The 21,668-nt window shown below is 34.3% G+C and carries 24 protein-coding genes and 2 pseudogenes; 13 read left to right on the top strand and 13 right to left on the bottom strand.

Annotated elements, in window-relative coordinates:
* Positions 1-72: 72 nt before the first annotated feature.
* Entirely contained in the window at positions 73-1,833 is a 1,761-nt protein-coding gene (locus F6K18_RS08635; RefSeq protein WP_287520115.1) for a hypothetical protein, read from the bottom strand.
* Positions 1,834-3,141: 1,308 nt separating this feature from the next.
* Here F6K18_RS08635 and dndE point away from each other — a divergent pair.
* Entirely contained in the window at positions 3,142-3,534 is a 393-nt protein-coding gene (gene dndE / locus F6K18_RS08630) for a DNA sulfur modification protein DndE (RefSeq protein WP_287520112.1), read from the top strand.
* 231 nt (positions 3,535-3,765) lie between these two features.
* The gene (locus F6K18_RS08625) at positions 3,766-4,194 is read left to right on the top strand and encodes a late competence development ComFB family protein (protein ID WP_124144937.1); all 429 of its coding nucleotides are present in this window, start codon (positions 3,766-3,768) and stop codon (positions 4,192-4,194) included.
* A 347-nt stretch (positions 4,195-4,541) separates the two neighbouring features.
* On the opposite strand, the gene thiD is transcribed toward F6K18_RS08625, so the two are convergent.
* The 8 genes from thiD to F6K18_RS08590 all read right to left on the bottom strand — a co-directional run bounded on the left by thiD (position 4,542) and on the right by F6K18_RS08590 (position 9,758).
* Complete coding sequence (thiD, locus tag F6K18_RS08620; protein WP_287520109.1) at positions 4,542-5,363, bottom strand: bifunctional hydroxymethylpyrimidine kinase/phosphomethylpyrimidine kinase; 822 nt, start codon at positions 5,361-5,363, stop codon at positions 4,542-4,544.
* A gap of 316 nt (positions 5,364-5,679) precedes the next feature.
* Positions 5,680-6,951: a cell division protein FtsZ gene (ftsZ, locus tag F6K18_RS08615; protein ID WP_124144939.1), complete on the bottom strand. Its 1,272-nt coding sequence runs from the start codon at positions 6,949-6,951 to the stop codon at positions 5,680-5,682.
* Between the two features lie 264 nt (positions 6,952-7,215).
* A complete protein-coding gene (locus F6K18_RS37265; RefSeq protein ID WP_375341305.1) occupies positions 7,216-7,344 on the bottom strand; it encodes a zinc ribbon domain-containing protein in 129 nt (42 codons plus the stop codon).
* 254 nt (positions 7,345-7,598) lie between these two features.
* Positions 7,599-7,748 (bottom strand): hypothetical protein, encoded by a 150-nt coding sequence (locus F6K18_RS08605; protein ID WP_287520107.1) that lies wholly within the window; start codon positions 7,746-7,748, stop codon positions 7,599-7,601.
* Entirely contained in the window at positions 7,705-7,875 is a 171-nt protein-coding gene (locus F6K18_RS36485) for a transposase (protein ID WP_353735032.1), read from the bottom strand. Before F6K18_RS36485 ends, F6K18_RS08605 begins: the two co-directional genes overlap by 44 nt.
* Before the next feature lie 39 nt (positions 7,876-7,914).
* Positions 7,915-8,109: a hypothetical protein gene (locus F6K18_RS08600; RefSeq protein ID WP_287520105.1), complete on the bottom strand. Its 195-nt coding sequence runs from the start codon at positions 8,107-8,109 to the stop codon at positions 7,915-7,917.
* Positions 8,110-8,301: 192 nt separating this feature from the next.
* Positions 8,302-8,586 (bottom strand): helix-turn-helix domain-containing protein, encoded by a 285-nt coding sequence (locus tag F6K18_RS08595; RefSeq protein WP_287520102.1) that lies wholly within the window; start codon positions 8,584-8,586, stop codon positions 8,302-8,304.
* 335 nt (positions 8,587-8,921) lie between these two features.
* On the bottom strand, positions 8,922-9,758 hold the full coding sequence (locus F6K18_RS08590) for a cell division protein FtsQ/DivIB (RefSeq protein WP_287520100.1): 837 nt from the start codon (positions 9,756-9,758) through the stop codon (positions 8,922-8,924).
* 590 nt (positions 9,759-10,348) lie between these two features.
* Here F6K18_RS08590 and F6K18_RS08585 point away from each other — a divergent pair.
* The 8 genes and pseudogenes from F6K18_RS08585 to F6K18_RS08550 form a co-directional block, all read left to right on the top strand.
* Positions 10,349-10,945: pseudogene (locus F6K18_RS08585) on the top strand (ATP-binding protein); the annotation flags it as partial.
* A gap of 34 nt (positions 10,946-10,979) precedes the next feature.
* Positions 10,980-11,243, top strand: coding sequence for a hypothetical protein (locus tag F6K18_RS08580; RefSeq protein ID WP_287520098.1), 264 nt, complete (start codon positions 10,980-10,982; stop codon positions 11,241-11,243).
* Between the two features lie 315 nt (positions 11,244-11,558).
* On the top strand, positions 11,559-12,020 hold the full coding sequence (locus F6K18_RS08575) for a hypothetical protein (protein WP_287520096.1): 462 nt from the start codon (positions 11,559-11,561) through the stop codon (positions 12,018-12,020).
* A gap of 11 nt (positions 12,021-12,031) precedes the next feature.
* Positions 12,032-12,247, top strand: coding sequence for a hypothetical protein (locus tag F6K18_RS08570; RefSeq protein ID WP_287520094.1), 216 nt, complete (start codon positions 12,032-12,034; stop codon positions 12,245-12,247).
* 511 nt (positions 12,248-12,758) lie between these two features.
* Positions 12,759-13,526 (top strand): 16S rRNA (guanine(527)-N(7))-methyltransferase RsmG, encoded by a 768-nt coding sequence (gene rsmG, locus F6K18_RS08565; protein WP_287520091.1) that lies wholly within the window; start codon positions 12,759-12,761, stop codon positions 13,524-13,526.
* Between the two features lie 45 nt (positions 13,527-13,571).
* Positions 13,572-13,853 (top strand): hypothetical protein, encoded by a 282-nt coding sequence (locus F6K18_RS08560; protein WP_287520089.1) that lies wholly within the window; start codon positions 13,572-13,574, stop codon positions 13,851-13,853.
* A 12-nt stretch (positions 13,854-13,865) separates the two neighbouring features.
* A complete protein-coding gene (locus F6K18_RS08555; RefSeq protein WP_287520088.1) occupies positions 13,866-14,003 on the top strand; it encodes a hypothetical protein in 138 nt (45 codons plus the stop codon).
* Positions 14,004-14,174: 171 nt separating this feature from the next.
* Positions 14,175-14,681 (top strand): annotated as a pseudogene (locus tag F6K18_RS08550) (EAL domain-containing protein).
* Between the two features lie 411 nt (positions 14,682-15,092).
* Here F6K18_RS08550 and F6K18_RS08545 read toward each other — a convergent pair.
* On the bottom strand, positions 15,093-15,527 hold the full coding sequence (locus tag F6K18_RS08545; RefSeq protein WP_287520086.1) for an ArsC/Spx/MgsR family protein: 435 nt from the start codon (positions 15,525-15,527) through the stop codon (positions 15,093-15,095).
* A gap of 197 nt (positions 15,528-15,724) precedes the next feature.
* Here F6K18_RS08545 and F6K18_RS08540 point away from each other — a divergent pair, with 197 nt between their 5' ends.
* Positions 15,725-16,594, top strand: coding sequence for an amino acid ABC transporter substrate-binding protein (locus F6K18_RS08540; protein ID WP_287520084.1), 870 nt, complete (start codon positions 15,725-15,727; stop codon positions 16,592-16,594).
* 1,471 nt (positions 16,595-18,065) lie between these two features.
* Positions 18,066-18,734 carry a pentapeptide repeat-containing protein gene (locus F6K18_RS08535; RefSeq protein WP_124142969.1) on the top strand — a complete coding sequence of 223 codons (669 nt, stop codon included), beginning with the start codon at positions 18,066-18,068 and terminating at the stop codon, positions 18,732-18,734.
* A gap of 1,303 nt (positions 18,735-20,037) precedes the next feature.
* Here F6K18_RS08535 and F6K18_RS08530 read toward each other — a convergent pair.
* From F6K18_RS08530 to F6K18_RS08520, 3 genes are all read right to left on the bottom strand, one after another.
* On the bottom strand, positions 20,038-20,223 hold the full coding sequence (locus tag F6K18_RS08530; RefSeq protein WP_287520300.1) for a hypothetical protein: 186 nt from the start codon (positions 20,221-20,223) through the stop codon (positions 20,038-20,040).
* An 84-nt stretch (positions 20,224-20,307) separates the two neighbouring features.
* Complete coding sequence (locus F6K18_RS08525) at positions 20,308-20,445, bottom strand: hypothetical protein (protein ID WP_287520082.1); 138 nt, start codon at positions 20,443-20,445, stop codon at positions 20,308-20,310.
* Positions 20,446-20,480: 35 nt separating this feature from the next.
* Positions 20,481-20,678: a hypothetical protein gene (locus F6K18_RS08520; RefSeq protein ID WP_287520081.1), complete on the bottom strand. Its 198-nt coding sequence runs from the start codon at positions 20,676-20,678 to the stop codon at positions 20,481-20,483.
* An 830-nt stretch (positions 20,679-21,508) separates the two neighbouring features.
* Between F6K18_RS08520 and F6K18_RS08515 the strand changes: the two genes are divergently transcribed.
* Positions 21,509-21,646: a hypothetical protein gene (locus F6K18_RS08515; RefSeq protein ID WP_287520079.1), complete on the top strand. Its 138-nt coding sequence runs from the start codon at positions 21,509-21,511 to the stop codon at positions 21,644-21,646.
* Positions 21,647-21,668 lie beyond the last annotated feature (22 nt).

Here is a 21,668-nt window from a genome sequence, read left to right as displayed (position 1 = left end):
AATCTTAGTCATAGCAAGAATTATACTAAAAAATTTAATACATCATTTTCAGCTTGACGCGCTACTACTGGACTACTCCCCCATTCCCCTACCCCCTACTCCCTTCCTCAAAACACAATTAGCATCCAAAACAAATAAACTATCATTCTGAAAAACAGTACAACCAGATATAGTTGTTGCCAAAGCTGGAATATATCCTAACTGCAAAAAAGTCACCGCTTCCTGTGCAGATTCATATTGCATTAACCAACTATTATCCTCAACATATTCTGGCGTAAAACTACCACGGTGTAACATCCAAAAATCAATTCCATACTTTTGAATAAAATTTTTCACATCTGTTAAATCTGAGCTATATTGAGCAACAATTAAATCTATAGTTCGTTGCCGAAATTGACTATAATAACCAACTTGATAAGGAATAGCATATTCCCTACCCAACAAAATAGAACGTTGAGCAAATGTAGGTAATAAATTTGCCTCCTCCTCCAAAGAAGCAATCAAAATATCTTCAGGTTGTGCTTGAAAAAATTCATATAAATCTGTAGCTCTACCCACTTTATACTTCACCAGAGGAAAGCCTTTAACAAAAGCAGGATATAACAACAGAGATGCCATAATTAAACTTGTGAATACTAAAGAAATAATACCCTGAAATTTAACAGAATACTTTTGTCTATTTTCAGCCCAATTAAACAAAGCATCAATAATTAAAGTCAAAGCGATCGCCGTTGCCAAAGCAATAATTATGCGGAAACTTAATCCTGTATATCTGCTAGGAAGATGTAACCGAAAAAGTAAGGCATGAGCAATGAAAAACATTGCCAAAGATGACAGTAATAGATGTACTAACAACCAAATTCTATTAGTAATATTTCTGATTAAAGGAAAAGCAGATTTAAAAGCCAATAAAAACGGTAATACTAACCCCGCACATTGAGTAGCTGGAGTAAATAAAGACTTGGGAAACATTCCACTACGTTTGCCAGTTAACCAAAAATCTTTTGGATGAACGTGAAAAAAAGTACTCCTCCCATTTGGATAAAATTCCCTTAATTCCATTGCTGCTTCTCGACTAATAGCAGGTCCGAATTCTGAAGAACTTAAAGCGTAGGGTAATAAAACAAAAAATGCCGTGCTTAAACCAACTCCACAAAATAGAAAAGTCCGTTTTTCTGATGATAACTGAAACCTGCCATTTTTCCAGTAAATTAGTTGGAAAATTAGAATGCCAGAAGCGATAAATACATATTGAGGATAAAATAATCCGACCAGAGCAATCGCTATTCCCATTCTGACCAATGAACCTCGGAGTAAATAATATAAAAAAGCCAGAAAAAATGGATAAACAAATGCTCTAGGTGTAGCAGAAGCAACATCATCTTTCATCCAAATAGCTTGATTCATTACCAAAGCAGCAATAAATCCTGCCATTGGTACTGGTAATATCTCTAAACAGATTTGAAAAATATAGTAAGTACAAATTAAACCCAAAATAAAAGGGATAATTTTGGCAAAGATAAACGGGTTAATTCCTATAATTGCTGCACTTTTATAAAGTAAAGTATATCCTGCTGGAGCTACTGACTGAAAATAATCAGCAATTAAATCATTAGGGAATAAATCTGGATTTAAAAAACGCTGCATCCAAAAAATATGTTGTCTAGCATCATCTTGAACACTCAGACTACTAGCAAAAGCTTTTTTAAGTGTCATAAAAGCATAAATTGTAGCAAAAGTCATGCTAAGGCTAAACCAAAATATCACCCCTTTACAAGATTTTTCATCTACGATAGGGGTAGTTAAAAATTTATGTATATTTGTCATTAACATATAATCAACAATTGATTAAATAGGCAGATTTTAACAGATATTTAAAATAATTGTTTATACTATTGGGACTGAAACATTTTCTGGTCGAAAAATGGCTGATAGTCAGTCTAGATAAGGGAATTACGTCAATGCCATAAAAATTCCTAGAACCCTTGTTCATTAATGGATAATTGATAATGGATAATTGATAATTACCTCTGGTTAAAACTGAGAGGATTGAATATAAGGAAATATTATTTCTTTTCTTGTTCGACTGGATATGGCGAGGAGACCCTAAGAGTGACAGAGCCGCTCCGCTAACGCCATCCCACCCTACGGGAAGCTGCGAAGATCGACCGCTTTTTTTTCCTTTAAAAGGGGAGGCTTTAAACCAGAATTATTTAATTATTAATTATTAATTATTCGGTAATTAAGGATTTATGCCTTTTTAACATCAAAGCCTGTTTCTGTATATGTTTGAGACTATTTTACAACTCTATTTTGTATAATTATCACTATAAAAATTATCATACTGGTAAGTTACAGTATTCTGGTTTTCAGAGAAAATTATCCCGGAAATATTAGCTGAAATAAAAATTCAAAAACCATACTTTAAACAGGTTAAAATGCTATTTTAATACCGCATCAATTGCTTTATCAAGCTTTAAAAAAAAACAGGCTTATCTGATTTTAATTGGTAAATTATAATGGTTTAATATATTCAAAAAAGATTGATATATTGAAATATATTATAATTTTTATTATGATTAATTTAAGATTTTTAAAAGCAAAAAAACAGTATAATTTAAATTGAAAAATAGAACTAAAAATGCAATCAATTTATTTTTTTGCAGTTCTAAATCTGTAATAATATTAGTCGCTAAATTCCTTGAATTATTAGTGGTACTTACACATTTTATGGTCAAAAAATGCCTATTTGCGTAGCATTCCGCAGGAAGAATCTGTCTGCATAAGGGAATTACGTCAATGCCCTAAAAATGCCTGGAACCCTTGGTAGTCAAAGAATTATACCTTTTTGACGTGAAGATCTCTATCTGTATATATTTGAGACTATTTTATCACTCTACGAGCGTGTAAGTCCCATGACGAAGATATACAAGAAAAATAATTACTTGTTTAGCACTATCTAATTTGTTGATGACAAAAATCTAGTAAAAAATATGTTGATTATAACTAACGATAACTCCATTAAGTTATATGTAATTTTCTACACCATACTGTATGGCCAACGCCAGGTCTATCATCAAAATTTATTGTGATATCATCAGACTCATAACATTTACTTAATAAGCAACTTTAAGACCTTTAATGGAACCACCAATTGAAAGAATACGACTTTCTCAAACAGCTAAAGATCAGTTAACTAAGCTGAAGCGTAATACCAAAATAGACCAATGGAATATTCTTTGTCGTTGGGCATTTTGTTGCTCTTTAGCAGAATCAAGCATTCCCTCTCTAGTACCAACCCCTGCTGATAGTAATTTAGAATTAACATGGAGAATTTTCGGTGGAGAATTTTCTGACATCTTTTTATTAGCTCTAAAGCAACGTTGTTATAATGATCAAATAGGCATAGAAAGAGAAACTTTGGCCACTCAGTTTCGTCTACACTTGCATCGAGGTATTGGATATTTAGCTGGTAACCCAAACATCAAAAGGATAGAAGACTTAATTGCAATTGTGATTCCTTCTCTCGACTAAATTTTAACTCTAAACATTTAATATTTAGGTATCTCTTGTTATGTAGAGTAAATATAATTTATGTAACTAAATTGTTACATCAAATTGTAAATAAATAATAGAAGAAGTTGAGTCAATACAAGTAATTAACTAAGTTAACTAAGTTAATAGTATAGAAGCATTCTTATCCTAAAGTTGGAGGTACAACAGCTAGGTAGGTTAAATATTGGAACAATAAAAAGGAGATATGCAATGATTCATGCTAACTCTAAAAAGAAATATCTAAATGTCATGGAAGATATGGTAGCACAGGAAGTAAATCGCCAAATTACCTTATTACCTCAAAAGTTAGCGAAATATATTAAGCGAGTTGATGTAGAAACTTATGCGCTGAATCGTCTCCCACCCTTATATGCTTCTAGTCAGGAAGGCTGGAAGTTTCAAACAAAAAAAGCACAAGAAGATTATAGAAAGGAGATTGTGGTAGTAGTACGTCATGCTTTTGCAGCAGTACAAAGAGACTTGTTGAAAAGCTCAACTCCTCTATTTACAGAGGAAACCAAAAAAGTATCCTCCTTAGTAACAAAAGCAGGAGGATCTACGGCAGAAAATAAAGAAAGCAGTAAAAATTATAATTGGAAGCATAGTCAGTACTATCACTTAGGGAGTTCTAGAAGATAAGTAGGGTTTGCTGAATAAAGTCTTTTGGTAGAGGTAGGAGTCAGGAGGACCTCCTCAGAAGTCAGGAGAAATGGGAATTATAGAGGGGGTCGTCGGAAAAATTGTCCCTTGATTTTTCTGCCATAATCGTCCTAAAATACTAGCTTTATGCAGCTCTTTCCACCGAAAAGCTTATACTTTTTTAGACAAAAAAATGCTACAACCTTATATCTGTCAATGCTTTGATTTTTAATCAGCAAGCCCTAAGTATATTTTGAAATGGCTATTACCAACTTAACCATTAGCCATTTAGCCAATTTTTTTCTTAAATTTTTCTCGCAAGATCGAGATAGATAGCTAAAACATTCTTACTTCTGGTATAATAAAGGGAAAAAATGTCCTACTGGCCCTTGACCAAGACCAATTTCTAAAGCATACTCCAAAGCATTTGTGACATAATCCTTCGCCAATTTAACTGCAGAAAATAAATCTTGCCCTTGAGCTAAATTAGCAGCGATAGCTGCCGAGAGAGTACAACCAGTGCCATGAGTATTATTAGTCTCCACCGTAGCAGTCCTTAAAATTTCAAACTGCGCTCCATCAAACCAAACATCTACTCCTAGTAACTCATTCTTCATGGCTCCCCCCTTGACTAAAACTGTTTTTGCTCCTAGCATGTGAATTTCCTGAGCAGCCATCTGCATATCATCTAGGTTATTAATCTCTAAACCCGTAAAAATCTCTGCCTCATAAATGTTAGGAGTAACAATAGTCGCCTTAGGCAGCAAAACATTCTGTAGAGCTTCCACAGCCAAATCATCAATCAACTGAACACCTGCACGGGAGACCATCACTGGGTCTATTACTAATTTATTTAAATTTAAAGCTTCTATCTCTTCAGCTACGGCCAAGATAATTTCCTGACTCAATAACATTCCGGTCTTAGTTGCTTGTACGCCTATATCCGTAACAACAACTTGAATTTGTGCTTTTACCGCTTCTGGGGACAAAGCGTCAACCCTATTTACTCCCAAAGTATTTTGAGCAGTAATACAAGTCAAAGCACTCGTACCATGAACACAATGAAAAGCAAAAGTACGCAGGTCTGCCTGAATACCCGCTCCACCACCACTATCAGATCCAGCAATAGTCAAAGCAACAGGAACACTTGATGCCTTTAAATTATTCATATTATCAAATTTAGTAGTCAGTAGTCAATAGTCTGTAGTTACTTTTAAATAAATAGAACTTATGCACAAATACTGCATAACATTTATAAACTATAGTTAAACCTATAGTGCCACACTATATAAACGTGTTAACCACTAAAGAATGCCTAAATTTACCTCTAACTAAACTACTATTAACTTAATCAACTTCTTTAAATTGCACTGCCGTGCAAGACCAACAAATTTGATATAACAATTAATAGAATTGACCTGGATGTCAATATCAAGAAAATTCCCTTGCTTTAACCATCTATCTATTAGCCCTTGCTTTAACCATCTATCTATTAGTAGGTGGAGTCCGTCGCCTTTGCAGAAAATCAGGAATATCCAATCCTGGTAATTTTTTCTGCTTCTCAGTGCTTTGAGTTGGAGTTGGAGTTGGAGTTGGTATCGACCGTCTTGGCTGTGCTATTTCCTGGGTAGGATTCATTTGTGCTTCTCCACTAAAACCAGTTGCTATAACAGTAATTTTGATTTCTCCCTGCAATTTCTCATCAATTACAGCCCCAAAAATAATATTGGCATTAGGATCGACAACTTCATAGATAGTCTCAGCAGCAGTATTAACTTCATGTAACGTTAAATCAGTTCCGCCAGTAATATTAAATACTACCCCTCTAGCTCCTTCCACAGAAGATTCCAGTAAAGGAGAAGAAATGGCCATATTTGCTGCTTCTCTTGCCCTAGACTTCCCAGACCCCATACCAATTCCCATCAACGCCGAACCTGCATCTGCCATCACTGCTCGTACATCGGCAAAGTCAACATTCACCAACCCAGGCACAGTAATAATATCTGAAATTCCCTGTATACCTTGACGTAATATATCATCTGCAATTCTAAAAGCTTCCTGTACGGGAGTTTGTTCATTAATTACAGATAGCAAACGATTATTGGGAATTACGATTAAAGTATCAACTCTACTTTGTAAAGCAGCAACTCCTTCATCAGCTTGAGTAATTCGACGTCTTCCCTCGAAAGTGAAGGGACGCGTCACAATACCCACTGTCAGAGATCCTGCTTCTTTAGCAATTTCAGCTATAACGGGTGCTGCACCAGTACCAGTGCCACCTCCCATTCCAGCAGTAATAAATACTAAATCGGGGTGGTCTAAAGCATTAGCTATTTCATCCCTAGATTCTTCAGCCGCTTTTTGGCCAATAGCCGGATTACCCCCTGCCCCCAAACCTCTTGTGAGTTTTTGTCCAAGTTGTAAGCGTTTAGGAGCATTGGACAGGGTTAGAGCTTGGGCATCTGTATTAACTGTCCAGAATTCTATACCAGAAACCTCACTAGCAATCATTCGGTTAACAGCATTGCCGCCACCCCCTCCAACACCTATTACTTTAATTTTTGCTGTATTACTTGGCACAATATCATCACTCCTAGATTCTTCCTTTGGGGTGGCTTTGGGGTCATAATTTTGTTCTCCATAAAGTCCCGAGCTATTGCGAAAGGGATTAGAGACATTTTTTGGTAATGGAAAATTTCCTTGTCCTTGGGATTGGGGACTTTCACTGTTGACCCCTTGTTGATTATTCACTATCATTTTTGGGGATGGTAGATATATAGTATTTTTGACTTTTAATTTAATTTATACCTTATTACCAGAATAGCTCTTAGCATAGGTTAATTAGTCATATTCTAAAGTATGGTGAAGTTATCTCTCGTTAAAATCGGAGATAATAACGGGAGCTTCTCAAACAAAGAAGTTTCTTGCTCCTGCTGGCGCAACGCTGGACGAACACAGGTTGATTAACGTCTTACGCCTTCACAAGCAGGCAAGATGATACCCACCTCGTTTAATGTTTTATTACAATATGTTAATTGCAGTATTCTCATCTCTATCTAAAACTATTTTACATAATGGACAAGAATGAATTCTAACTGATAAAGTTAATGGTACTTTCTGACCACAATTACTACAATGAGTGAGAGGTATGATTCGGGTTGACTTTAATTACATGAACACCTTAAATAATTAATAATTAATAATTAATTATTAATAATTAATTATTAATAATTAAAGAATCACATCAAATATGGTAGAATCGGTGTTATTTAATCTTTAAAGATCAGAGTCTATATTGTAGGGGCTAATGGCCATTTGCTCTTACCGATTGTATGACGATGGACAGAATTATACTACTGTGAAGCCAACGGATTTGATATCATTCATTATTCATTATTCATTATTCATTGTTTACCTACATCATCAATTGATTTTGAGAGTTTCGTGTTTCTAGCTATACCTTTAATCTTGAAGTTTTCAACGGCAATTAAGTCATTTTCTTTAACTAATTTATGAGCAGTTTTGTCTGGCAATATCTTCTCTTTGTCTGGCAATATGTTGATATAATCTAGCTATTATATTTTGCACCTTTTTCCAGTTATTTAACTCCATTTCTTTTCTAGATACAATTCTATGCTTTCTGGCTAAATTAGATTGAGATTTTCTATAAAAATTCGGCACAGAAATAGTCTCACCAGTATTAGTAGTAAAAAATTATTTTCAGCCTAAATCAATACCTACAGCAGTCTTAATATTATCTGTAGGAATTAAACCCACCCCTTCAGTTACCCTCCCTGGAGGGGTTAGGGGAGGGTGCTCTTCTAAGCTTAAACTTATATAATAACTATCAGCTTTTTTAGTTATAGTTGCAGTTTTAATCACAAACCCATCTGGTATAGGTCTATGAACTATCACAGGAATAGCACAAAACCTCGTAGTAATTATTTGCTTACCATCAAATTTAATTACTGATGAGCGGATGATTAACTCTACTGAAACAAAATGACCTTAACTTACCTGATTTTTTAAATCTTGGTCGTCCTCGACGTTTACCAGTTTTATCAGGTATTAACCAACGCTTCCAAGCTTTATCTACGTCTTTGCAAATTAACTTGCTGGACTTCGTATGGAGATTTCTTTGTAGTCAGGAAATAGCTTTTTTGTCTGTTTAAGTGCTGATTGCTGAAAATAATAATCTGGCAACTCTTGAATCTCAGCAATAGGACATGACACTATTGAGCAAGGGTCAATTTGACATCTGGTTCTATTCAACCAGTCTAGTCTTTGGCCTAGGGCGTAATTCCAATGCCTTCGTAAAAGTTCTAGCCAATAATCAATTTTGGCTGACTGTTCACAAGTGGGCTTAATTTTGTAGCAATGAGTAATTATCATAATTTTTCTACTACTCTATTACTGCTATATTTGAACATCAATCGACACCTGTTTAATTTACCATAGGCAATTCCCTTCCCGTTAAATCGGAGATGATAACGGGGGACTTCTTGCCGAATCTTGTTGGATTATAACCCAACAAACTCAGAATATTTATTAGTTTTTCTCTATTGGGAACTTAACTAATGATTGAACGTCTCTAATTTAATTTTTCTGTTTTTTTGGAGATTTCAATTTGCAACTTTAAAAATTGGAAGGACATATAATTAAATTTACTTTGGATTTTTTCTAAAACTAAAGGCAAGATTTTAATATACTTTGAAATTATTGTCGATTTAATTCGACTGAATTTTAATTCCTCTAGATTTATTTGGTAATTGGATTAAAGGAGATTCTGGATTTTTCAGATCGATATAGGCAATTCGGCGAGCATCAATTTTATTTGGTAATTCTCGCATTTGGTCTAGAACATTTAATTGTTCGCTAAATCGATAACTGTACTGTCCTAGATGAACTATTCCCAGTTCAGTTGTTAGAATTAAGTTTCCTGGATCCTGCCAATTAATCTCGAACACTTTAACAGGGCTAAGACTTAGGCTTTGGTATAGCAGATGCCAATATTTACGATACTGTTCAGTAAAACCAATTACTTTTAGAGTAGGTAAAGATTGAGTTCTTTCTAGAGCAGAAAAACTTTCTAGGGGTATCCAATTCCCTTCGGCATCTAACCACCCCATTTTTTGTGAGTTACCAGCACCTACTTTACTCTTCAGTTGAGTAATTGCCACAGGACGTCTTTCTGTAATCTCAATCTTTAAACTGAGAGGAAATAACTGCCGACTAATTTTTGCCCGGGCAATTGGGCCGTGGGACTCTAAATTTTTAGCTACTACCTGTGGTTTAATTTTCCAAAGAGACTGAGGATACTCTAAAGGAATTAGAGATAATATTGCTCGGTCTGAAAGTAATTGATTACCTTCTACACTTAACTGTTCCTGTTTAGTTATGAGCCAAATTGGCTGAGTAATTGCCCAGAGCAAAGTTCCTGCTAAACCACCAACTGCTAGTATTTGCCATATTATAACTACTAATCTTAATCGTCTTTGACGCAGCAATGTTTGTCGCCGACTTGACAAATCTGATCGAGAAACCGATGCAATACCATTAGCCATTATATTTATTTACTCACTAATTAGTTAATATTTTTAATGCCACCCTACACAATTATCATTTCGATTTAATCACTTATACAAATATTATTTTAGTTGTGAGATATTTGAGATTTTCAGCAAGCAGGTAAAAGTTAAATGGTCGCCGATGATTGATAATTTATAGAGATTTATGTAGTTATAAATCATAACTTTTAAATATATACAAAAATTTCTACACCAGTAGATGTTTTTACTAATTAATCAAATTTTAGATAGAAAAAATATCTAATTGATTTTCTGTTCTGTTTATTTGTATACTCAATTTTCCCTAAAATTATTACTATCTATTAAGGCTTAAGAGCTGATTTATTAACTGAGCTGTTTGCGCAGCATTCCGCAGGAAAACTCTTATGCTATCTAGGTCTCATAAATTTCTACTTTACTGGCCTACAATCGGTAAAACCTTTGTCCTGTAAGAAATTCAGCCTCTTAATATTTACTCTATAAATCAGCTCTAAGCACCTAGAGGCTGAGGTACCTCTTGCCCATAGCCAAAAAATTCCAGAGAATGACATAGTTAAGTAATATATAATGTCGTCTTTTTTTTTGTTATGGGAAAAACTGTGTTAGAAACTCTTGACTTAATTAAATTTTACAAGTCCTGTAACCCTACCAAGACCCTCATAGTAGGACATCCTGAAGATGAAAATATTACATAGATTTTGCGAGTGTTTAGAGGTAGTGACATTATTCAAGAATTAGAAAGAACAATAACACTACTATCTGGAAATCAGCCAACTTGTCAACTATTTACAGGGCACATCGGTTGTGGCAAGTCCACTGAACTATTTAGACTGAAAGATAAACTAGAAAGACAAGGATATCATATTGTTTACTTTGAATCCTCTGAAGACTTAGATATGGGGGATGTAGATATTAGTGATATTTTACTGGCGATCGCTCGTCAAGTCAGCGAAAATATAGAGCAAGTCAACATCAAACTAAAACCAGGCTACTTCCAAAAATTATTTACGGAAATATCAGAAGTATCTGTTGGTATTGCCAAAATTACTGCTAAAACTAAAGATTCTCCCAAACTACGTTCTCAATTAAGACAATATCTAGAACCACGAACCAGCACCATTCTAGAATCAATCAATCAAGAATTACTCGGACGAGCTAACATTGAACTTCAACGCATAGGAAAACATTGCTTGTGCTAGTGTAGATAAAACTATTAAGTTGTGGACGCACCATGGCAAATTAGAAAAGACATTAGAAGGTCATACAGATAGTGTAAGCAGAATTAGTTTTAGCTCAGATGGAAAATATCTAGCTTTTGCTTCCCACGATCGCACAGTTAAAATATGGAATCTTCAGCAAGCAGAAATTAAACCCTTGAATCTGAAAAGTCATAGCGATCAGGTAACAGCAGTCAGCTTCAGTGCTGATAGTAAAATATTAGTATCAGGTTCCCAAGAATTTTACCCTACTACTGGTACTTAGACATTTTATCGTAGGAAAAATGCATCAAATTCAGTCTAGACAAGGGAATTACATCGATGCCTTAAAAATGGCTAGAACCCCTGGTTATTCAGGATTTATGCCTTTTTGACGTAAAAGCCTCTGCCCATCTATATTTGATCCTATTTTCTGGCTTTATTTTGTGTAAGTCCCACTACCACAGTTCAATTTTTTGATAAATCAATCTTTTGAAGAAGGAAACTATATTAGTTTGACTAACATCACCCCAGGTCGTCAGGCAAGAGTTGCAACCAGACTACAATGTTGTTCAGCGGATATCAGAAATATTTGTGTTGATTGGAATTGGAAGATAAGAAGATAAATTATCATTCTGTTTATCCTATCTCTAAGAATGTTAATCTCATAGAGCATACTGATAGTGTAATGAGTGTAAGTTTTAGTCCGAACAATCAAATTATTGCTTCTGGTAATAAAGATAAAACAGTCAAGTTGTGGAACCGCAAAGGCAAATTACTTAAAACTTTAGTTGGTCATAAAAAATGGGTCAATAGTGTTAGTTTCAGCCCCGATGGCAAAATGCTTGCTTCTGCCAGTGATGATGGTATTGTAAAACTATGGACTCAAGATGGTGAGCTGCTAAAAACTATTCCTGCTCACGATAATTGGGTGTTGGGAGTAAGTTTTAGCTCAGATGGTCAGGCGATCGCTACGGCAAGTTATGATAATACAGTTAAACCCTGGAGTATAAATGGTGAGTTATTGAAAACTTTTTTAAAAGGTTCTAGTGATTTAGTGTAACCAGTATTAGTTTGAGTCCTGATGGTCAGGTAATTGCTTCATCTAGTTATGATGGTAAAGTGAAATTATGGAGTTTTAATGATGATGATGATGGAACTTTGTTGAAAACTTTGAGAGGCCATGGGGATAGTGTCATGTGTGTTACTTTTAGTCTTGATGGTAAATTGTTAGTTTCAGGTAGCAGAGATAACACTGTTAGTTATTTTGTGGAATTTGGCATTGGATGATTTGTTGGAGAAAGGTTGTAGTTGGGTGAGTGATTATTTACATATTAATCCTAATGTTTCTGATAACGACCGTCAGCTATGTGAAAAATTAAATGTAAGGGAACAGAGAATAGGGAATAGGAGTAATATTTTTAGACTTTTTATCTACATTCAAATAATACTAAATTTAATTCATCACTTATAATACATAATTGCAAGTAGAACAAATAGATTTCAGGAGCTACTAGAGATTACTTTCTTCTGTTTTTCTATGATTATATGAAATCCGGTTATATCATGTTTGGATAATTAGTGAAAAAAAACTTTCTCCTTTTCCTCCTCTTTATTCTTTCTTCTTCTTTCTTCCCTCCTTACCCCTGTACGTCGCCAATCCGATGTCTCCCCTACCTGAATCCTGACTCATCACAACAGTTATTTATAAGTATTCAACCGATAGCGTAGTTCCCCCGGAGGGGGCACATGATATAATATCAGACTCTTTTCCTTCTATAAAATAGTAGTCAAAAGTAAAATGAATGATGATAATACCCAGATATTGCCAGAAATGAATTCTCTTTGGCAGGAAACATTAAATTGGCAACCAACAGCAGAACAACACCAGCAATTTCAGCAACTTTATCAGTTGATTCTTATTGGTAATGAAAAGTTAAATTTAACTAGAATTACTAGCCCAGAAGATTTTTGGGAAAAACATTTTTGGGATTCCCTCAGAGGGATTAAATTTATCTTAGAAAATAAGATAAACTCCCAAGAAGAAAAAAAGGTTATTGATATTGGAACTGGTGCAGGTTTTCCAGGATTACCAGTTGCTATTAGTTTACCTCAAAATACTGTTACATTACTAGATTCTACAAGGAAAAAAGTTAATTTGATTGATACTATTCTAGTAGATTTAGCTATTAAAAATTGTTTAACTTTAACTAACAGAATTGAACAAATTGGTCGAATGTTTAAACACAGAGAAATTTACGATATTGCTCTTTTAAGAGCTGTTGCACCTACAATAGTTTGTGCTGAATATGCTTTGCCAATGTTAAAAATAGGTGGTATAGCAATTTTATATCGGGGAAATTTTACAACTGATGAACAGGCTAATTTGCTAGAAGTTGTGAAAATTTTGGGAGGAAAAATCCATACTATTGAAGAATTTAAGACTCCCTTAACTAACAGTATTCGTCATTGTATATATTTGCAGAAAGTAAATAAAACTTCGAGCAATTATCCTCGTCCAATTGGCGTACCTAGTCAAAAACCTTTGAATCATCTAAATAAACCTTAAAAACAAGCTTTAATACTTTCATTTTTTGCAGAAGGAGATACATTTTTGGATGGGATTATTCATCGTTACAATGGTATTGTGATTCTAGAGTTAGAAGAAAAATATTATCAATCTAGCAAGATTTATTTCTCAAATTTTTATTATCTAATCAGAAATTCTACATACAAACTTCAAAGTGCCTTCTATGCTGCAAAGAATTTGGGTAGGAATCAAGTTCATGTTTATCAAGTAAATGATAATGAGTTAGTCAGACAGCGCAATCAGATTAAGTGGGCAGTGAAAATTCCTCAAGCTTTAGAGGACAATGGCTTTTGTTTGTACTATTAATCTATTATACCTTTGATAGAAACTGATTCTGTTTGGGAACATAGAGAAATACTTTTACGCTTGCGAGATCGCTCTGGGAAGATTATTTCCCCTATGGCTTTTATTCCGGTAGCAGAACGTTATAATGTGATGAATCAAATCGATCCCTAGCTAGTGAGCCATGTTTTTGCATATTGAGAACAGTGTTTTCAAGAAGTAAAGAAATTTGACTGTTTGTATACTATCAATCTTTCTGGTGATAGTAGACTTGTCGCTTTATAACTATAAAAAACTGCTAAACCCTTATCATGTAAGGATTTTAGCAATTCCAGTGCAAAACGTATGGAATTACTACTGTGTCTTAATTTGAGCGATTTTTTCTATCTATTTAGCGACAACTCTAGTATTAATGATGAGATGTTTGTTGAATTTTTATATCAGCAATTTGACTCTCATCAAGTACGACCTCAAATGATTTGTTTTGAACTGACAGAAACTTTGGCGATCACTAATTTAAAGAAAGCGGAGATGTTTATTCGCTCTCTAAAGGAGTTAGGTTGTAAGTTTGCTTTAAATGATTTTGGTAGTGGGATGTAATCTTTTGGTTATTTAAGAAATTTGCCTGTAGATTACATCAAAATTGATGGTTCTTTTATTAAAGATATGATGGATAATCCGATTAACTATGAAATAGTGGAGGCTATTAATCATATTGGTGATATGATGGGGATGGAAACAATTGCGGAGTTTGTGGAAAATGAGGCTATTTTAGCAAAGTTGAAAGAAATAGGTGTTGATTATGCTCAGGGTTATGGAATTGCTAGACCAAAACCTTTAATTAGCCAGTAGGTAGCATAGCAAAAGCACATTTCATTATTAAGAGTTATGACTGATTTTGAAGAACAATTATACTAGAACAGGACTTACGCAGTATCGCTATATATAGCGTATAAGTTGGTGGTAATCCCAGATATATCCACTATAATTAGTGCTGTTGTGTAAGTCCTGAAGAATTAATTATCATCATTTTATAAGATTGGGGAAACAAAAAAACTGAGTGTAAATTGCTATGAAAAATATCTCCCGCTAGAAAATTTTCTAACGATATCTAACGAGAGATTAAGGAATGAGAATTTTATTATCTACACAAGTTGAGTTATCCAAATTCCCTATTATATGAGTTATTCAAAAAAAAATCTGGACTTTATTGAATCCTCATTCCTAAGCAAATTTATCAGTAAAAATAGACTTTGTTAGATTCTAGTGGTGATGGCTATTTGGACAAGTTTGTAAGTCTTGAGCCATCAACTCCTCACTTTTTTCCCTCTGGGTTTCATCTACAGGTTGTAAACCAACCCAGTTATTCACAACTTCTACATCAAATCCCACTTCTCTACGATCGCCCACTTGCATTAGAGGACGACGGATAAGTAATGGGTCATTCAGCATCATTGTTAGAGCAGTTTCAGCATCAGTTTGTTCGGGAATTACTGCTCCAGACTTAACTTTTGGAGCAGCTTTGTTAAACCACTCTACTACCGGGCGATCGCCAAAAAATAAACGCAAATTATCTTTTGTCCAAGTTTCTTTCAACAGGTTGTGAGTTTCTAATTGATGACCCGCTGCTTCTAGCAAAGTTTTTTGCTTGGTGTTATTTTTACAGCCTGGTTTTTCATAAAAAATCACCTTTGCCATTGTATTATCTCCTCAGCAGTTTTTTGGTGATTTTCTCATCTTAATGCCTACTTAAATAGCAAATTGTTACCAATTATCAAGAAATTTGATTGTCAAGTATGGTATAATTTAGTATGAGATTTTTATCTCAGATAAAATACTTATCAAAAAGCCAACTTTTCTACATAAATACTTAAATTATCAGTTCATTAATTTTGATGTTCCAGTTATTTTCTTCCTTCTTCCTTCTTCCTTCTTCCTTCTTAATCACCATATTTTTAATCAGTTTTCCTCTCATAAGTTTAGCAGAAACTATAGAAGAAACTGTAGAAAAAACTGTATTAGAAAAAATTCAACAAACGGGGGTACTAAAAGCAGGATTTAGAAGTGATGCAGTTCCTTTTAGCTATATTAGTAGTGAAACCAATCAATTAGAAGGTTATTCTGTTGAATTGGTTAAATTAATTCATCAACGTCTAGAACAAGAACTTGGTAAATCAATCAAGTTAGAATTGCAAGAAGTATCTCTAGAAAACCGTTTTGAACTAATCCAAGATAGAAAATTAGATATTGTCTGTGCTGCTACAACTATTAATAATGCGAGAGAAAAAATAGTAGATTTTTCTATTCCTTTTTTTACTACAGGCATTCAATTGTTAGTAAGAAAAACAGATGTAGAAAGATTTGACCCCATGAAAGGTACTACTGGAAAAGTATCCATAGGATTTTTAGCAGGATCAACTACTGATGAAGAATTTCGCCCTATTTATCCCAATGCAAATTGGCAGTCACTTTCCAACAGAGTTGAAGGTATTAGTCAATTAGATGATGGTAAAATTGATGCTGTTGCTAGTGATGGAATTTTATTACTAGGAGAAATTCGGCAACAAAATAAAACTATTAGTGAGTTTGAACTAATACCTAAAATTCCTTTTACTTTTGAAAATTATGGTTGTATTTTGCCATTACAAAATCCAGATTGGGATAAATTAGTTGATACTACTATTGCGAGTGATGAAAATACTGAACTTTTGCATCAGTGGTTTGACTCTGAAAAAGGTAAGTTTCCTTATGAAAGCTTCAGATAATCTATGAAATTAAATTATGAAATTGAATCATATTTTAGATTTAATTTTTAGGGGATTAAAACAGAAATCATTGCAGATAGCGTGACTGAATGTGGGATTTTTAACCTAATTGAATGGCAACTGTTTTCTACAGTTAAAATCTATCAGTGAAAAAAACATAGCTTTGATAAAACAAAGGGAAAGAGAAACAAGAAATAGAGAAAATTATAAATTTATTTGTTCGACACTTAAAATCTACCAGCAAAAGAAGCATAGCTTTGATAAAACAAAGGGAAAGAGAAACAAGAAATAGAGAAAATTATAAATTTATTTGTTCGACTGGACTTGGCTTAACGAAGTCAGAAGTCAGAAGTCAGATAGGGGAGCTGTCGGATTGGCGACGTACAGAAGTTATTTTTGTAACGGGGATTTGATCAACTCTCCAAAAATATTTCGCCTTAAAAGGCGGGGTTGTGCAACCCAATTATTTTGATAAATTTCTGAATTAACATTTGAATACCAGTAGAAAAACATGAAAGCAAAATAAATTTGAATCATCAAAGTAACTACAGCAGTTTTCGAGTTGATAAGATACAAAGTTTTATGGTTTTAGGGAATAGTGGTTCGACCCCCGTCGGCGACAGACACTGTTAATAGATAATACCAATTTTTCAAAATAATTCTATATTTATTGAACACTTCAGTTATTAACTAATAAGTAAGGTTCATTCAACAATTAATAATTAATAATTAATAATTAACAATTACCTCTCCTTGAAAAGAAGAGCATTGACGCGGAGCGTGAAAATTTTTTCTTCTTTTGGTCGATTGGATATGGCGAGGAGACCTCGCCATCCCACCCTTCGGGAAGCTGCGAAGATCGACCGCTGTCTTGGTTGATTGGATATGGCGAGGAGACCCGTTCTTACAGACCCGCTCCGCTAACGCCATCCCTCAACCGCTTTTTTCTCCTTTAAAGGAGAGGTTTTAAACCTTAATTATTCGGTAATGTTTTTAGCAATTATTTTTATAAAATAAACATATCTTATTCGTTATGTATCTACTCCCTGCTCTCAAGAAGATATAGCAAAAATGCGTGAAATTTGATACATAGCAGTTGAAGGAAAGGTTAGGACATATCAAAATATTAAAACTCAGACAAAGCCAGATTTTTCCTTCTTCCTCCTGGTATAATACCAATTTGAAAAAAGAATGTGTTTGAATAATAAGTGCAATAAAAAGATTTTGGAGTAAATTTCCCTTTGACAAAAAAGAGAATTTACGACCTCAAAACTGGTATTGAAGCAATTCATTCTGACTCGGTTCTCCTGACTCCTGAGTTACCCTCCTGGGAGGGGGAGGGGCGAGGGGTGGGTTGACTCCTAAGAAATAGCCTAACTATTTGTAGCAAATATTGATCAAATTGGCATAATATCCTGTTTATCTATTCTGGTGGGAGTATATTTCAAAGAAAAGTTTTGATGAACATATTATGAAAATAGACGAATTATTAAGGCAGTACGCAAGAGGAGAAAGAAATTTCAGTGGTGTTTATCTACATGAAGTACATTTGCTAGAAGCTGAATTAGAAGGGGCTAATTTTTTTGAAGCAGACTTAATCGGTGCTAACCTTAGTCGGGCTAATCTCAGTCGAGTAAATCTGGCCAAAGCTAATCTTAGTCGAGCTAATCTAATTGGAGCGGATCTAAGCGGGGCCAATTTATCTGGAGCTATTCTGGCAGGAGCTAAACTCAACAAAGCTGACTTAACAGGAGCAAAACTTACCAGAGCAGACTTAAGTCGTTCTAATTTTAGTCAAGTTAATATGATTAATGCTGACCTCTCAAGAGCTATACTCTGTGAAACAGACTTGCACGGGGCCAACTTATATGGCGTGAATTTCCGACGCGCTATTCTTAATGAAGCAGACTTAATTGGAGCTAACCTTACCAGAGCAGATATGGCAGGAGCAGATTTAATTGGAGCAAGTTTAATGAGAGCTGATTTGACAGAAGCTATTTTGAGTGCTGCAGACTTAAATGAAGCAAGTCTTTTGGGTGCTAATATTTCCAATTTGAGTATAGATGGAGTAGCTCTCCAGGGAGTCATAATGCCAGATGGCGCAAGTTATGAAGAGTTTCAAAGAAGTATGCAAGATTAGTACCTAAAGCCTGACACCAATGCTAAGTTGCATGGCTCAGGCTTTCTTACATTTTTAGCATTATATTATAAGACGCGAACGAGTTGGCGTTTGACTGATGCTGATGATGAAGCGAATAAAGATAAATGTTTTTCCTACTGTTCCCTGTTATATGTATGTAGGGTTTGCTGAATAAAGTCTTTTGGTAGAGGCAGGAGTCAGGAGGACAGAGTCAGAAGTCAGAAGTCAGGATAAATGGGAATTATAGAGAAGGTAGTCGGAAAAATTGTAAGAGTGATTTTTCTGCCATAATCGTCCCAAAATACTAGCTTTATGCAGCTCTTGCCACCGAAAAGCTGACACTTTTTTAGACAAAAAAATGCTACAAACCAATATCAGTCAATGCTTTGATATTTAATCAGCAAGCCCTATGTATGATATGAAATACCAAATCAAAAGATTGAATTCCAATCATTAGTAACTATTTCTACATCTGAATATAATTTTTAGATTTCACGATCGAGATTAATTGTCTCCTTTATTTTTCCCTTTCTTCTTTTCCCTTATATTTTGCCATAATTTCCAGGTCTCTACGGCTTTTCAAAATATTCAATCCAAACTAAAAAAATTGACAATATTTCCGAAAATTTAATTCCAAATTAAGACTCACTAACAATAGTTATCCCGCCAGCAAAAATTCAAGTAATACCAAAATTGCTATTTCTAAAAGTGGAAGATTTCCGACTAGTTTCTTACCCTTATCAAGTCGAGACTCTTTGATTTTTAGAACATCTTGTTCTGTATTTAAACCTTTTCTTAAACTGAAGTAGATAGATTGATTATCGGGACTTTAGCAAAAAATGCCTTAAAAATAGTTTTAAACCCTTGCTGTGTAATGCTTTAACGTCAAAAAAGCCTATTTCTTGATATATCTAGATTTGAGCCATTTTTAGCTAGAGCAACGTGTTTTCATTCCTACGGTTGAGTTTGAAGCCATTTTCAGTCTAACAAATATCAAAGTCCCGTTATTTTCATCACAAACATCATCCCAAGTAAATATAGCAATGTGCGCTGGCATATTTACAAATTACAAGAGGTGTCCAATAGCTAAAAGTCTTATATTATAGGTTTTTTATTCCCCCTTCCGGAGCTGTTGCCTTCCGGAGCTGTTGCCTGTTGCCTGCGCACAGTGCTATACATCACTGGCTCGACTTCCTGGTTTATTTTCCACAGACCACACAGGAGCTTATTGATTTTTATAAGTACGAATTCTCACAATTGATAATCTGTTATGGTCTGCCTGTCTTCGCAAATTTCGCTGAATTTATTGAGGCAATTTTCCTGAAGGTAAATTAGGATTAGTTAACCATTTCAGGATACTACTAAAATTTTGAGCTTCTAACATAAATAAAACATGGGGTTGAGAATTATCTCCAATGTTTGTGTACAAACAATCTTTTAAAGCTTTACCAATAAAATTGTTAACTAAACTTTGGTGTTGATTATCTATTTCTAACTCTTCTATATTAGTGGAATTTTACTCCCATTTTTCCGTCAAAAAAATTTGGTAAATGTCCCAAGATGATACCCATTTTCAGTTGTTCTGCCATAAGTTAGGGGTAGTAAATTCTACTTCTCCAATAATAGGATTAACTCGCACCATTAATACAGCTATAGTGTTTCTCAAGTTACTGAGATGTCGATTTACCAGTAAATAAGTTGCATTTTTCAATTCCCTAATATTTCCGACATAATTGAGATTATCGACTAAGAAAATGTAGTTTCTCCCTCTAAAATTGAAATTGCCAATATTTTCGACATTCCAATGGGGAGAGCTTTTGGAAGTTCATTGTGCTTATCCAAATCTAACTTTTCCCACTCCACTAAACCACTAGCTAAGTATTGGAGGGTTTTGGTAATGTCTATTTCTTTGATGTTTGAAGTTATGCCTGAATAATTAGTCATTATATTTTGTAGGAAATATCTTGCTTGTTAAGCGATCGCTACAAAAATTGCCATATCTCACAAATTTAGGTTTATCCTTAAGTTTTAGTTATGAATTTTAGTCTTTTAGTTTGAAAATTTTTAATTTTGTCAGGGGTTGATGACAAAAAATCGGAAAATTTCTCTGATTAACTTAACGAGGTTTCAATATTTTTAGCACTTAAGCTAGGTTTTGTGATATTCTAAATAATATTATAATCCAAAGGATATTTATTACTTTTTTAAAAAATTAAGCTCCAAATACCTACAATCTCGTTGTTTTGAGAGGCAAAGACTCTTCAGTTCTTTTACCATGAATGACTAATATTCCTCGCCTAATTTTTCGGCAGATTGATAGATTAACTATTTTGTGGTATGGAGAAGGAAAAAGTAAGATAAATATGGTCTACTATTTCTCCTAATATAGTCTCCGGATAATTAGTTATCCTATAATGAGCGGAGGACCGAGTCAGGAGAAAGGAAAGATGAGAGTGGGAATTATCTGGGGATATTCCAGCATTTTATGTCTGCATTGAATGGAAGTAGAAAGTGTGATAACTGTATAACCGGATTTCATATCATATATAAGGTTGGATTAAGTGCTAACAGAAACCAACCAAAACCTATATATAGCAAGGCCGAATCAAATTTGAGAATTTGACTATTTCTGAAAAGTCTAAAATCTAACGGTGATCATATTGATAAGATACAGTTCTTTTCTTTCTTCCCTTTTCCCAGTGAAGATATTCCCTGTTCCCTAAAAATCTACAATCTCTCACAATTCAAATAAGACTGCTATATCTATAATTATATTGAATAGAGTTGTTACCTACTGGAGAGTACAAAGTTCTGCTAAAAAACAGTTGGCTCTCAAGATTGAAAGTGTTACTGGGAAAGGTTTACAGCATCTACGCTCTGTGAATGGAGAATTTTTAACCTTGAGTCCGTGAAACCCTTGACTAGCAATAGTTA

The organism is Okeania sp. SIO2C2 (assembly GCF_010692625.1).
Classification (GTDB): Bacteria; Cyanobacteriota; Cyanobacteriia; order Cyanobacteriales; family Microcoleaceae; genus Okeania; species Okeania hirsuta.
Note: the sequence above shows the minus strand (reverse complement) of the source record. Positions and strands in the feature narration are given on the sequence as shown.

Excerpts from the sequence above, each read along its gene's own strand:
- F6K18_RS08545 (WP_287520086.1), bottom strand. The coding sequence starts at position 15,527 with ATGGCAAAGGTGATTTTTTATGAAAAACCAGGCTGTAAAAATAACACC.
- F6K18_RS08590 (WP_287520100.1), bottom strand. The coding sequence starts at position 9,758 with ATGGCTAATGGTATTGCATCGGTTTCTCGATCAGATTTGTCAAGTCGG.
- F6K18_RS08535 (WP_124142969.1), top strand. The coding sequence starts at position 18,066 with ATGAAAATAGACGAATTATTAAGGCAGTACGCAAGAGGAGAAAGAAAT.
- dndE (WP_287520112.1), top strand. The coding sequence starts at position 3,142 with ATGGAACCACCAATTGAAAGAATACGACTTTCTCAAACAGCTAAAGAT.
- rsmG (WP_287520091.1), top strand. The coding sequence starts at position 12,759 with ATGAATGATGATAATACCCAGATATTGCCAGAAATGAATTCTCTTTGG.
- ftsZ (WP_124144939.1), bottom strand. The coding sequence starts at position 6,951 with ATGATAGTGAATAATCAACAAGGGGTCAACAGTGAAAGTCCCCAATCC.
- F6K18_RS08520 (WP_287520081.1), bottom strand. The coding sequence starts at position 20,678 with ATGACTAATTATTCAGGCATAACTTCAAACATCAAAGAAATAGACATT.
- F6K18_RS08635 (WP_287520115.1), bottom strand. The coding sequence starts at position 1,833 with ATGTTAATGACAAATATACATAAATTTTTAACTACCCCTATCGTAGAT.
- F6K18_RS08540 (WP_287520084.1), top strand. The coding sequence starts at position 15,725 with ATGTTCCAGTTATTTTCTTCCTTCTTCCTTCTTCCTTCTTCCTTCTTA.
- F6K18_RS08595 (WP_287520102.1), bottom strand. The coding sequence starts at position 8,586 with ATGATAATTACTCATTGCTACAAAATTAAGCCCACTTGTGAACAGTCA.
- thiD (WP_287520109.1), bottom strand. The coding sequence starts at position 5,363 with ATGAATAATTTAAAGGCATCAAGTGTTCCTGTTGCTTTGACTATTGCT.
- F6K18_RS08625 (WP_124144937.1), top strand. The coding sequence starts at position 3,766 with ATGATTCATGCTAACTCTAAAAAGAAATATCTAAATGTCATGGAAGAT.